This is a genomic window from Methylophaga sp. (genome assembly GCF_048266885.1).
GTDB lineage: Bacteria > Pseudomonadota > Gammaproteobacteria > Nitrosococcales > Methylophagaceae > Methylophaga.
Genome location: NZ_JBLWYR010000040.1, coordinates 1 through 13,440, shown reverse-complemented (window position 1 = coordinate 13,440; position 13,440 = coordinate 1). Strand labels below are relative to the sequence as shown.

The 13,440-nt window shown below is 44.2% G+C and carries 11 protein-coding genes; 10 read left to right on the top strand and 1 reads right to left on the bottom strand.

Annotated features, from left to right (window positions below):
• Positions 1–1,086 (top strand): ribonuclease J (locus tag ACN0V2_RS13435; protein WP_417551318.1); only part of this gene is annotated, 1,086 nt, incomplete at its 5' end.
• Positions 1,087–1,100: 14 nt separating this feature from the next.
• On the opposite strand, the gene ACN0V2_RS13430 is transcribed toward ACN0V2_RS13435, so the two are convergent.
• The gene (locus tag ACN0V2_RS13430; RefSeq protein ID WP_417551317.1) at positions 1,101–1,316 is read right to left on the bottom strand and encodes a hypothetical protein; all 216 of its coding nucleotides are present in this window, start codon (positions 1,314–1,316) and stop codon (positions 1,101–1,103) included.
• Between the two features lie 109 nt (positions 1,317–1,425).
• On the opposite strand from ACN0V2_RS13430, the gene ACN0V2_RS13425 reads away from it, so the two are divergent.
• The 9 genes from ACN0V2_RS13425 (at position 1,426) to ACN0V2_RS13385 (ending at position 13,266) form a co-directional block, all read left to right on the top strand.
• Entirely contained in the window at positions 1,426–2,352 is a 927-nt protein-coding gene (locus tag ACN0V2_RS13425; protein WP_417551316.1) for a patatin-like phospholipase family protein, read from the top strand.
• Positions 2,353–2,521: 169 nt separating this feature from the next.
• Positions 2,522–4,402 carry a peptide-binding protein gene (locus tag ACN0V2_RS13420; RefSeq protein ID WP_417551315.1) on the top strand — a complete coding sequence of 627 codons (1,881 nt, stop codon included), beginning with the start codon at positions 2,522–2,524 and terminating at the stop codon, positions 4,400–4,402.
• A gap of 6 nt (positions 4,403–4,408) precedes the next feature.
• Positions 4,409–5,791: an ABC transporter permease gene (locus tag ACN0V2_RS13415; RefSeq protein ID WP_417551314.1), complete on the top strand. Its 1,383-nt coding sequence runs from the start codon at positions 4,409–4,411 to the stop codon at positions 5,789–5,791.
• On the top strand, positions 5,784–6,980 hold the full coding sequence (locus ACN0V2_RS13410; RefSeq protein ID WP_417551313.1) for an ABC transporter permease: 1,197 nt from the start codon (positions 5,784–5,786) through the stop codon (positions 6,978–6,980). Before ACN0V2_RS13415 ends, ACN0V2_RS13410 begins: the two co-directional genes overlap by 8 nt.
• The gene (locus tag ACN0V2_RS13405; protein ID WP_417551312.1) at positions 6,977–8,629 is read left to right on the top strand and encodes an ABC transporter ATP-binding protein; all 1,653 of its coding nucleotides are present in this window, start codon (positions 6,977–6,979) and stop codon (positions 8,627–8,629) included. The genes ACN0V2_RS13410 and ACN0V2_RS13405 overlap by 4 nt, the downstream gene beginning before the upstream one ends.
• A 122-nt stretch (positions 8,630–8,751) precedes the next feature.
• Complete coding sequence (locus tag ACN0V2_RS13400; RefSeq protein ID WP_417551311.1) at positions 8,752–9,288, top strand: glutathione peroxidase; 537 nt, start codon at positions 8,752–8,754, stop codon at positions 9,286–9,288.
• 299 nt (positions 9,289–9,587) lie between these two features.
• Positions 9,588–11,378 (top strand): diguanylate cyclase domain-containing protein, encoded by a 1,791-nt coding sequence (locus ACN0V2_RS13395; RefSeq protein WP_417551310.1) that lies wholly within the window; start codon positions 9,588–9,590, stop codon positions 11,376–11,378.
• Between the two features lie 348 nt (positions 11,379–11,726).
• Complete coding sequence (locus ACN0V2_RS13390) at positions 11,727–12,275, top strand: sigma-70 family RNA polymerase sigma factor (protein ID WP_417551309.1); 549 nt, start codon at positions 11,727–11,729, stop codon at positions 12,273–12,275.
• A gap of 19 nt (positions 12,276–12,294) precedes the next feature.
• On the top strand, positions 12,295–13,266 hold the full coding sequence (locus tag ACN0V2_RS13385; protein ID WP_417551308.1) for a FecR domain-containing protein: 972 nt from the start codon (positions 12,295–12,297) through the stop codon (positions 13,264–13,266).
• The last annotated feature ends 174 nt before the right edge of the window (positions 13,267–13,440 follow it).

The window sequence follows — 13,440 nt, the reverse complement described above, 5'->3', positions numbered from 1 at the left end:
CCTGTCTATACCACTGCTTTTACTGCAGAAATGCTCCGTCGCAAACTGGTCGAGCAAGGTATTGCTGACAAAGTGCCGGTTATTATCGTTGATGGAGATGCCGATGCCAAAAGGCAGATCGGTGTATTTCATGTGGAGTGGTTAAAACTCACTCATTCGATTCCAGAGCCTTATGCCTTATTGATTTCAACGCCTGCAGGGAAAGTATTTCATACCGCAGACTGGAAACTAGATAAAGGCCCCGTCGTGGGTCAAGCATACGATGCCAGCGCATTTCAAAAGCTCGCTGAATATCAAGTTGATGCGATGGTCTGTGATTCAACCAATGCGAATGTGCAGGGCTGGTCCGAATCAGAAGCCAATCTGTATAAAGGGCTTAAATTTCATGTTGAACAGGCCAAGGGAAGAGTAGTGGTCGCCTGTTTTGGCAGTAATATCGCCCGTTTGCATACGTTGGCCAGAATTGCTGAAGAAACTGGTCGACACTTAGGTTTACTCGGACGCTCATTAATTAACACCGTCTCAGCCGCCAAAAATGTTGGTTTATGGACCAGTGTGAAAACATCAGTTGATTCAGCGCACCTGGGGTATTTGCCTGCACACACCGTTTTATTAGTAGCGACGGGTAGTCAGGGCGAGCCTCGAACAGCGTTAAACCGTTTGAGTCAGAATAGTTTTCGTGATTTGCAATTATCACCAGGCGATACAGTAATTTTCAGTTCTAAAGTGATTCCTGGTAATGAATTGGCGATTGCCACGTTAATAGAACGTCTTAAAGCCATGCAAATCGATGTCATTGATATTGATAATAGCGCGTTGCCGATTCACGCCTCAGGACACCCTGCTAGTGAAGAATTAAAAACAATGTATCAATGGGTGCAACCACAATGTGCGATTCCGGTTCATGGCGAATTAATGCACATGAAAGCCAATGCCAAAATTGCTAAAGCCAGCGGCGTGAGACAACAGCTTTTAGGGCAAAATGGGGATTTGTTTTATATCGCACCGGTGAACGGTATTCGCCGCGGCGCAGTAAAAACCGGCAGATGGGGTTTGTTTGACCGAAAAACGCTTAAAAAGATTTGAAGCAGCAGATGGGTTTATGCCTTGGCATCAAATGATGGACCCCGCCGTTCAGAAGAAACCCGTCTTTCAATCAATGTTTTTTGTTTGCGTTTACGACGCTCACGACGCTGCCGTCTATCATCCTGAATAGTTGACTTGGTTTTTTCCGCACTCGGCTGTCCAGGGTTAACTGGATTAGTACTATAGGTAATTAAAAAGTTGTTATGATAAATTCGTGAAATATCCATCATCTTGACCTAACTTTGCGCGACTCTACAAAGATAGCGGTTAGTTATTTTATATCTTTAATTTTTTCATCAGGTTAACGATGATACCTTCGCCCAATAAAGTGACATTTAAATGAAAAATTCATTGAAAATTGGCTTGGCACTGGGCAGTGGAGCGGCAAGAGGCTGGACACATATTGGGGTGATAAATGCCCTCGAAAAAGCAGGAATCAAGCCCGATGTGGTGGTTGGGACGTCGATAGGCGCATTAGTCGGTGCCGCATATCTCAGTAATAAATTGCCGGAACTGCAACAACGGTTGTTAAAGTTGACCAAGCTGGAGACGGCACGTTTTTTTACTATCGGTTTTCCATTTAACGGCGTGGTGAACAAAGATAAGTTACATCAATTTTTAAGGCAGTATGTGGCTGATGAAGCCTCGTTAATTGAAGATCTTCCGGCGCGCTATGCCAGCGTAGCGACCCATCTTCATTCAGGTCAGGAAGTTTGGAATACGGAGGGCAAATTGCTTGAAGCTGTCTGGTCTTCAATTTCATTGCCAGGCTTATTTCCAGCCATTAAGCACCATGGCCGCTGGTTGATTGATGGTGGATTAGTTAATCCAATACCAGTGTCAGTCTGTCGCGCACTTGGTGCTGACATTGTGATTGCGGTAAACCTAAATGGCGATATTTTAGGAAAGCATCTGCATCAGAACCCACCTGTTACTAAAAGTGATCAAAGTAGCAGTCTGCTGGGTAATCGAATCGGCGAGTTTATTACCAATTACACGGGTAATCTTTTCACGGACGATAAAACACCCAAAGAAGACGTACCGGATATGTTTGCTGCCATTGCCGCATCGGTAAATATTACTCAGGATAGAATTACCCGCAGCCGTATGGCAGGTGACCCACCGGACGTGTTGTTACAGCCACGTTTATCGAATATCGGTTTGCTAGAATTTTATCGGGCAGCTGAAGCGATAGAGGCTGGCACGCAAAGTGTTGAAAAAAACCTGGCGGAAATTCAATTTTGTCTGGGGCAACGCGGTGAGTAAATTCCTCTATAACATTTTTAGCCATGATAAGAACCAACTTACATTTGCAACTGTCATGTCGTGAAGCTAAATTTTAAGTAGAAATCTACTGACAGCAGCTGCACAAACTGTCAGGCTGAACAAACAAATAAAAATAATGTACATCTACAGAGATATAGGCAAATAAAGCATGAAAAATGGAATCGTGGGGATCAGTAAGCTTTGGTTTTGGTTGGCATTGAGTTTGTTCGTGGTGATGTTCCTGTTGTTGATGGTGCAGATAGACCGACAATGGACCAAGATGAACGAAATGACCCGCATCATGGAAGAACAGGCTAAAGATATTCGTTCGACACGAGGCTTGTTACGTAATCTTGAACAAACCCTGCGCACCACGGACTTTAGTAGTAACACCAACACCGCTTCAGCATCTCAATCAGACGTAAAAGAAACTGACGCATTTGAACGCGCTCGCCGGGCTACTGAGCAGGAAGACTATGCTCAAGGCGATTGGCTGATGATGGCTTTTGCCAGCAATATCCGCACCTTAACGCCATTAGTTTCAGCAGATGCTTACTCAGCAGAAGTACAACAATATGTACTTGAATCATTACTCGTGCGCGATCCCGATACGTTGGAATGGAATGGCTTACTTGCAGAAGACTGGTCAACTTCATCAGATGGTTTAACCATTACCTTTGCATTACGCCGCGACATTACCTTTTCTGATGGCGAACCATTAACCGCCAAAGACGTTGAATTTACCTTTAACTTCATCATGACTGAAGCTATTGCTGCGCCACGGAGTCGTGCTTACCTTTCGCGTATGGAGAGGGTGACGGCGTTAGATGATTACCACGTGGAATTTGTGTTTAAAGAACCTTATTTCAATAGTCTGCAATTGGCTGGCAGCCTGGAAATCTTACCGGAACATTTTTATGGACAATATTTAGATGATCCGCAAACCTTTAACGAAAGCCGTGGCTTATTACTTGGGTCTGGGCCGTTTCGATTAAGTAATCCAGAAGGTTGGTCTCCTGATAAAGGCGTAGTTGAGCTGGTGCGTAATCCGCGTTATTGGGGCCCAGTGAGTGCGTCATTTGATCGAATTGTCTGGCGCATTATTGAAAATGACAGTGCTCGACTGACGACGTTTAGAAACGGCGATATTGATGTTTACAGTGCGCGTCCACGTGAATATCAAACATTGTTAGATGATAAAGACATTACCGAACGTAGCCAGAACTTTGAATATATGAGTCCGACAGCGGGTTATAGCTTTATTGCCTGGAATCAAGAACGTGGCGGTGAAAAAACACTGTTTGCTGATACACGAGTAAGAATGGCGATGTCTATGCTGACCGATGTAGATCGGGTGTTGGAAGAGATTTTCTTAGGCTATGGTCAACCAGCCGCCAGCCCTTTTATGCCGGGATCGGCACAGCATGATAAAGCGAATGAGGCCATTGGTTACAGCATCGAAAAGGCCCGTGAATTATTATTAGAAGCCGGTTTTCAGGACAGCAATAATGATGGCATTTTGGAAACTCCGGCCGGTGACAATTTTGAATTCTCGCTGACCTACTTTCAGGACAGTGATGATACCCGCCGCATGGTGTTGTTCTTACGGGATCTGTATGCCCGTTCTGGCATTATCATGAAACCAAATCCTACCGAATGGTCAGTGATGGTGGAAAACATTCAACAGAAAAACTTTGATGCCATTACCTTGGCTTGGACTTCGGGTATTGAAATCGATATTTATCAAATGTTCCATTCCAGCCAAACCGTTGAAGGCGGCGATAACTTTATAAATTATCGTAATCCAGAACTCGATGCCATCATCGACAGCGCTCGAGGCGAAGTAGATGAACAAAAACGCATGGAGCTATGGCATCAGGCAGAGAAAATTCTTGTAGATGATCAGCCGTATACCTTCCTGTTCCGTCGTAACACCATGGCGTTTATTGATCGACGCATAAACAATCTGGAAAAAACAGGTCTAGGTTTAAATCTGATGAGTGTTCCGGTCGAAATTTATGTGCCGACCGACCTGCAGCATAGCCGTTAGTTTGTCATGCTGAATTATCTGTTACGACGCATCTTGTTGATGATCCCGACGCTGCTCGGGATCACCATTGTGGTGTTTACCGTTATGGCCGCAGCTCCTGGTGGTATCAGTGCTCAGTCGCTGGTCGATGGCATGGAGCTTGAGCCTCAAAGTCGTCAAGCACTCGAAGATTACTACAATAAACTTTATGGACTGGATAAACCGGCACCGGTGCAATATGTTCGCTGGTTAAATAATATTTCACCCATTGGTTTTGAACGCTTACCAGACGGTACGTTTGGCGAATTTTCGTTATGGAAAGGACCCGATCTTGGTACAAGCTTTCGTTATGGCAGACCGGTCACCGATATGATCGCTGAACGGCTACCGATTACCTTGTTATTGAATCTTATTTCAATACCGCTGATTTATGCATTGGCTATTGGTATTGGTGTGCAGGCGGCTCGTCAGCGCGGTGGTCGATTTGATGTCACCTCCAATATTTTCCTGCTGGGATTATGGTCAGTGCCCAGCATGTTGGCGGGTGTATTGTTTATCGGCTTTTTCGCCTCGGAACAATACTGGCGCTGGTTTCCCACCGGCGGTTTAATGCGACGGGAAACGGCTGATCAAACATTTTTGCCGTTGTTTAGCAGTTTCGGTGACGTGTTTATTACAGTTATTTGTGTGGCATTGATAACGGTAGCCTTAATCAGTGCCGCGGTGAGCTTTTCATTAAAAACACGTCAGTACGCGGGATTGGTAGTAGGAGCCGTTTTAGGTTATGCCATGGCGGTTAATCTCCATGGCGATGGATTTGGTTTATTACATCTATTGTTGATTCCATCGATGGCTATGCTGTTTAGGTTGTTAGCTGGCCTAAGTAATGTTGCGCTCAGAGTCGTTGTCACCGGTACTTTTGCAGTCGGAATTGGCTTAGCGGTCGCTAGATTGCTCGGCGTTGAAATCTTGCAAGGTGGTTATCTGTTGGATCGGCTGTGGCATTTGGTATTACCAGTCATCGCACTTTCTTACGGTGGTTTGGCCTTCCTCGCCAAATTGACCCGTTCATCTTTGCTAGAAAACTTGGCTGCGGATTATGCTCGCACCGCCAGAGCCAAAGGTGTCGATGAAGAAACCGTATTATGGCGCCATGTATTTCGTAACTCGCTATTACCGTTAATTACCGTATCAGCAACGTTATTACCCAGTTTGCTGGCGGGCTCGGTGATTGTAGAAAGTATTTTCAGTATTGATGGCATGGGCAAACTAGCTGTTGAAGCAGTCCAGACTCGTGATCGGGAACTGGTGTTATCCGTGACATTGATTTCCGGCCTGCTGACATTAGTCGGCTATTTACTGGCTGATATTGCCTATGCGATTGTTGATCCGAGGGTTAGTTATGACTGAGCAAGTTGTCGACATTCCAGTCAAGCAACCATCCAAATCATGGACACAGCAGGTGGTGTCTTCGTTATTGAAGCGAACTAGCGCCAAAATTGGTTTGGCTTGGATTGGACTATTAGTGCTGATTGCCACTTTTTCGCCGTTTCTGGCAAGTAGTCATCCACTTTATATGGTGGTAGATGGACAGGCTTCCAGCCCATTACTGCAACATATGGCTCCACTGGACTGGATTTGGCTTAGCGGATTTTTTATTACCTTGGTTATTTCTGCCTTATCTCTGGTTGCCTGGAAAAAGATTCTGTTGTGGCTAGCCAGTATTGCGGTGGTGTCTTTTATTGCGTATTCCACCGTTTCACCTCCGTTGCTGGTGGTGTATGAGCATTACCGTGAAATGGAAACTGCCGGTGAAGTCGAAAAGATTATCCGGGCACCGATTCCATACTCCGCCAAAGATTATCTGCGTGATTTTGCCGATACAGGAATTGAATCACCTTTATCAGCACAAAACCGAACCCATTTGATGGGCACCGATGAAAATGGGGCCGATGTGGCGTCGCGAATGATCCATGCATCACGTATCGCGCTTGGAATAGGCTTTATTGCTACTGGCATTGCCTTGGTTATTGGCACCATTATCGGCGGTTTGATGGGCTATTTTTCTGGCATTGTCGATATTATCGGTATGCGTTTGGTGGAGATCTTTGAAGCTATTCCAACCTTATTCCTACTGCTTTCGTTCGTCGCATTTTTTGGTCGTTCTATTTATATGATGATGGTCATTATCGGCATTACCGCTTGGTCGGGGTATGCACGATATGTACGGGCAGAATTTCTTAAACTTCGCCAACAAGATTTTGTTCAAGCAGCAGTTGCCAGTGGTTTACCGTTACGCTCCATTTTATTCCGCCATATGTTGCCCAATGGATTGGCACCGCTATTAGTTGCTACTAGTTTTGGTGTGGCATCAGCGATTTTGGCTGAAGCGACTTTGAGCTTTCTGGGCCTTGGTTTAGTAGATGATCCTTCTTGGGGGCAGTTACTCAATCAAGCTGTGCAGTCTTCAACATTTAACTGGTGGCTGGCAGTGTTTCCCGGTGGTGCAATTTTTATGACGGTGTTTGCCTACAACTTATTAGGTGAATCACTGCGTGATGCAGTTGATCCGCATACCAGCCGAGGCATGCAGTCATGAAGTTACTAGAAGTCGAACATCTGGTCACTGAACTGGGTGAAGGCGAAAACTGGCTACGTGCAGTTAATGACATTAGCCTTACAGTCGAAACTGGACAAACCTACTGTCTGGTTGGTGAATCGGGCAGTGGCAAATCGGTGACGGCGTTATCCATTATGGGCTTATTACCCCACGGTCATTACCGTCATCCTGCAGGTCAAATTCGTTTATCAGATCCACAAGGCAAATCGGCTGAGGTCGAAATGCTGCATGCAGATGAAGTAACACTGCGCTCTGTTCGTGGCAGTCGAATCGCCATGATTTTCCAAGAGCCAATGACCTCCCTAAACCCGGTGCAAACCATTGGTGAACAATTAGATGAAGTATTACAAATTCATCGGCCGCAATTAGATGAACAAGCACGCAAACAACGAATTTTAGCGGTGTTGGAAGAGGTTCGTATTCCAGAACCTGAAAGCCGGATTCGTGAATTTCCGCATCGTTTATCAGGCGGGCAACGCCAGCGTGTCATGATTGCCATGGCGTTGATTTGTGAACCGGCGTTACTGATTGCTGATGAGCCGACTACTGCGCTTGATGTGACCGTGCAAGCTGAAATTCTCAAGTTGATGCGTGAATTACAGACTAAATACGGCATGGGCATGTTGTTTATTACCCATGATTTTGGCGTCGTCGCCCAAATTGCTGATGTCGTTGGCGTTATGCGTAAAGGCGTAATCGTTGAGAGTGGCAATACGGCTGATGTATTACGTAACCCACAACATGAATACACACAAAGCTTGATCGCAGCCTTACCGGAACGTCTGCCAAGACCTGAAAGACCAGCGAAAACAGATAAGGTGTTATTAGAAGTCAAAGATGTGTCAGTGTACTTTCCCGTTCGCCGAGGTTTAATGCGCCGAGTCGTCGATCATTTTCATGCGGTTGATAAAGTATCTTTACAGGTTAATGCGGGAGAGGTGGTCGCCCTGGTGGGCGAGTCAGGTTGTGGCAAAACCACTTTGGGCCGAGCGTTGTTAAGGTTACAAGAAGTAACGTCAGGTAGTATTTTTCTCGAAGGTCAGGATATAACTCAGTTATCAGCCAAAGCAATGCGTCCACTCAGAAGACGTATGCAAGTGGTGTTTCAAGATCCGGGTTCAAGTTTAAATCCAAGGCTGCCAATTCATACCACCTTGATTGAACCAATGCGGGTACATGGTATTGGCAGTAGTGATGCTGAACGAACCCAAATTGCAGCTCGATTTTTGGACAGAGTTGAAATGCCAACCGATAGCTTATGGCGTTATCCTCATGAATTCTCCGGCGGCCAACGTCAACGTCTGGCGATAGCCAGAGCGTTAGTGCTGGAACCACGCTTTATCTTGTGCGATGAAATTACCTCAGCGCTGGATGTATCAGTGCAGGCCGGTATCTTGAGGTTGCTAAGACAGCTGGTAGATGAAGAGGGCATTGGCATGTTGTTTATCACCCATAACATGGGCGTGGTGGATTATCTGGCTGATCGTATGGTGGTGATGCACAAAGCGCAATTAGTCGAATCAGGTAATACGCAGCAAATCATGAAATCGCCTCAGAATGAACATACCCGTAATTTACTGAATGCCGTGCCAAGGTTAGATGATAAATATTTGGCTTCTGCTATCTGATTTGCCGTTTCAACGTGATTAATTGATTCACGCATCAACTTTTGCTCACCAAGTTGGTCTGCATTAATAACAACTTAATGAGCGCCAGTTAACCGATTTATCGTTATTGAAAGGATTTTACGATGCGTATTCTATTGCTACTGATTTCAAGTTTAATGCTTTCTTTTTCGGCTCAAGCAGAAGAATCCTGCCCTGAGTTTCTCAACTACGAACTTCCTAAACTCCACTCCAATGAAACAGTGAACCTTTGTAAAGTTGCCAATGGCAAACCACTACTGGTGGTCAACACAGCCAGTCACTGTGGCTATACCAAACAGTTTGAAGGTTTGGAGGCTTTACATCAGAAATATCAGGAGAGTGGTTTGATGGTGGTTGGCTTTGCCAGTAATGACTTTAATCAAGAAGCCAAAGACGAAGCGGAAGCCGAGCGGGTTTGCCGGGAAAATTTTGGTGTGACATTTACTATGATCGCCCCAAGCTTTGTAACTGGGCAAAAAGCCAACCCCGTCTTTCAAGAAATCAATCGTCAGAGTGAACAGCCAGGTTGGAATTTCAGTAAATATCTGATTAATAAAGACGGTAAAGTCGTCGCCGCATTTCCAAGCAAAGTGAAGCCAAGTGATAAAAAACTGACTGATGCAATTGAGTCAATGCTCTAATCTCAAAGGTTTTTTGAAAGCAAATAATGCCAAAGGCTTATTAACACTACAGGTTTAATAAGCCTTTTTTTCGTACTACGTTGTCCTAAAATTCACTATTCGTCCGTTGTGTATTTTAGTTCTTCGAATTCAACTAATAGCTTTCTGGTAAAAGCTTACTTTTATTCAAACTCAACATCCTTGAAGCAATTAAATTTTAATTTGAATGCCAGCAAAGAATTTTTAAAAACTGTGCACAACTATCCGAATTACAAAGCATTTTTAGTGTGCTTTATTCATCAAAGAGATATTCTTATGGTATGACAAACTACATCAACCAAATCTTACTAAATCGCACTTTAGTCGTGTTTATTCTGCTATTGGTATGGTTTATTGGTGCGATGAGTTTGCGTTTTTTTTACCAGCAACAAGTCTCGGGTTACCAAAAACCACTCAATGAGCAAATTAGCCAACGGGTGAGCATGTTATCCGTGTTGCAAGCCGAGTTAATTGATAAAGAATTTTCTTTTGTTGGAGCAAACCTTCTGCAGCTGGCTGGTATGAGTATCGATGCTCCTGAGCAGGTAGCGGAGTACGCTAAAAAACTAAAAGCGCTAAACCATACAATCTGGCAAATCTACATCGCTGACGATGAAGGCAACATTACCTTCGCAACCAAGGAAGGTTATCAACCGCCGATTTCGGTACATGATTATTTTACCGAGCACACCCATACTGGGCAGACGAAGTTTTTCATTTCTTCACCAAGACAATCGATTATTCAAGAAAGCGCTTTATATATTGCGATGAGTTATCCGATTCGTGATGCTGAAGATCAGTTTATCGGTGTGGTGGTGGCAACCTTAAAAAGTGACGATCTGACAACCCAGCTTGGAAATATCACAAAGAACAAAAATATTTCTGCTGTGTTGACCGATCAGTCTGGCAAACTCATTTGGTCCTCCAGTTTGGATGAAGGGCTGCAGAAAAATGAGATATACAGCTTATGCAAAGACCACAGATATATGGCTTCTGCTGAGCTGGGCATATATCGCGTTCAACTAATGAACAACGCGCAGTGTGAGTTTCAGTTTCTCGACAAGTGGGGAATGTTCTCCATCATTGCTGAGAATCGTGCGTCAGCTGAGCTATCAATAAGACAATATGAACAACAGATGATGATGAGAAATTTTGTCATACTGGTTGTGTTTACTTTGCTACTCGTCTTTTTAGGTCATCAACTGCTCAAACAGATTGAATCCAGGCAACTATTGGCGGTGCTCAATCAACGCAATAAAGCCATCATTGATGCAATGCCCGACTTGCTGCTCACCATGAGAGTGGACGGCAAAATAATTGATCATGAAGTAGAAGACAGTTTTCCACTGTTGGTTGATACCGCTAAATTAAATGGAATGAATATCAGTGAGCTGCTCGATGCCGAACTGGTTGAAAAGAAACTCGCGTTGATGGCTGAAACAGTAATTACCGGAGAACCAGCAACACTTGAATACCCGTTGATAGTAGATGGCAAAGAATATTATTTCCTAGAGCGGCTCACGGCACTTGATGAGCAACATGTTTTGGCGTTTATTATCGATATTACCGGTCGGAGACAGGCTGAGGTTAAGTTGGAATGGCAGGCATACCATGATGGTTTGACAGGACTACCTAATCGACTAATGTTCTTTGAGTTTCTCAATAAGTTAGTACAGGACTATCGGCGTAATAAACGTGCATTTACTATCCTGTTTATTGATTTGAATGGGTTTAAAGTGATTAATGATAATTACGGTCACCATGCTGGGGATGAAATACTCAAGCATACTGCTGGCCAGCTCAGCAAGATTCTGCGACAAACCGATACCGTGGCAAGATTAGGTGGCGACGAATTTGCCGTCTTATTGCCAGAAACCTCACCCAGCCAAGCTCAACGGGTTATCAATTCGATTGTCGAATCAATCAAACAACCAATTATTTGTAACGGTGTTAGCTTGTCGGTTACGGCCAGTATTGGTATGGCTGCTTGTCCAGATGATGCTACATCTGCTGATGAATTATTGAATGCTGCCGATAAACGGATGTATGACATTAAGTTAAGTGAACGGTAAATCTTAGTAAAAAACGTAGGTCTGAACGTAGCGTGAATCACTAAATTCCCCAAACCTATCAAGCAAAATCTAGACTAAAAAGAGTCAGTTTTAAAATTAACCAGCTACCCAAACTCAGAAAACCTAGAGGATATATAGGAAAAAGCAATTTATAAAACTTCCCTTATAACTTTAGGATTATTTCCTATATTTATCGACCCGACATCGTAGTAAATTGGCGTCAATTCTGTGATGTTCATCACGGCGTTTGTCTACATGAAAGTGGTCCGACACTAGATCAACTTAAAACCACTGCATGCAGGTGAATTCATTGGATATTCGCTCAATATGCTTACTGGGAGAGGTTGATTGAGTAACTTAGCAATATATCAAGACGTAGCTGTCTGCACCGTAAATAAGCCCAGCCCAAGCAGGGATTCGCTGATTACGGAGCTTTATCAAAATCACAACAGCTGGCTGATGGGATGGCTATGCAAAAAGCTGGGCTGTAGTTTTGATGCTGCCGATCTGATGCAAGACACCTTTTCCCGTATCCTGCAAAAAGACGACCTCGCCGATATCAAAGAGCCAAGAGCCTATCTCACCACTATAGCCCATGGCCTAATGGTGAATCATGTTCGACGCCGTGACATTGAAGCGGCTTACCTGGAAGAAATCTCACACTTATCACAAGCCGAAGCTCCATCTCCCGAGTCAATCAATATCATGATTGAAACGCTGACCCGGATCGATGAGATGCTGGATGGTTTGCCAAGCAAAATTCGCAATGCCTTCTTGTGGTTTCAGCTTGAAGGACTCTCACATGCTCAAATCGCTGAACGGTTATCAGTCTCTGTGAGCTCAGTGCGTCAGTACATCGCTAAGGCGTTATTACATTGCATTAACATGTCTTCATAAACGGCTTGCACAGTTATATATGGCAAATACAAATACCAAAGCTTTGCACGACGCGACGAACTGGTATGTTCAGTTAACCTCCGGCAGCGCTACAGAACAAGACCGCCAAGTCTGGAAAGAGTGGCTTAACGCCGATCCGGCCAACAAGCTTGCCTGGCAACAAGTCGAAGAAGTCACCAACTGCTTTATGGGCCTCAATACAAAAACCAGCATGGCCGTACTGAATAGAAGGTATGTGGCCACACCTTCATTAAATGGAAGAAGGCAGTTTGTTAAAAACCTGGGTCTATTGTTAGCCGTCAGTTCCGCTGGCTGGCTGACTTATAAAGAAAAACCTTGGTATCACTTTATGGCGGACTACTCCACAGCAAAAGGTGAGGTGCAAAAATTCAGATTGGATGATGGCTCCCGACTGGTTTTAAATACCGATACCAAAGTGTCGATTCACTTTGACGAACAAGTCAGAAGCGTCAGACTGCTGCAAGGTGAAGTCTATGTTGAAACGGCACAAGAAACTAATCCGCTTTACCGTCCTTTTATCGTTCAGACCCTGCATGGCACCGTCACGGCGTTAGGCACCCGGTTTAGTACCCGCATTTATAACAATCGCAGCTGCGTTAATGTATTTGAAGATGCCGTGGAAGTGAGACCAATTGATGGTCTTGGCGATAAAGTCGTGGTTAATGCCGGTGAAGAAGTGAAATTCACCTCAATGCTGTTCCAGCAAAAAATGTTATTTGATATGTCAGCAGCCGATGCCTGGACCAAAGGTTTTATCATCGTCGATAACATGCCGCTGGCAAAAGTCATCGACGAACTATCACGCTACCGCCGTGGTGTTGTGCGTTGTGATCCCGCGATTGCTGATTTAGAAATTTCCGGTGCATTTCCAATAACCGATGTGGATGCTGCATTACTCAGTATCGCTAAAACACTTTCGATTCGTATTGAAAGTTTCACCCCATATTTGGTCATGCTTAAACCAGCTTAAACCGGCCAAATATCTAGCTTTTCAAAAAAATTCAAAAATAATTTCAAAAAAAATTGTCACTTTCCGATTTTCGATTGGCATAGCTAATAGAACAATAAAATAAGATCGGAGAGAGAATGTTGAACATGCACCAACAAGGCAAGTACTGCCTGAAGAAAAAGTTTTATCGTTGTC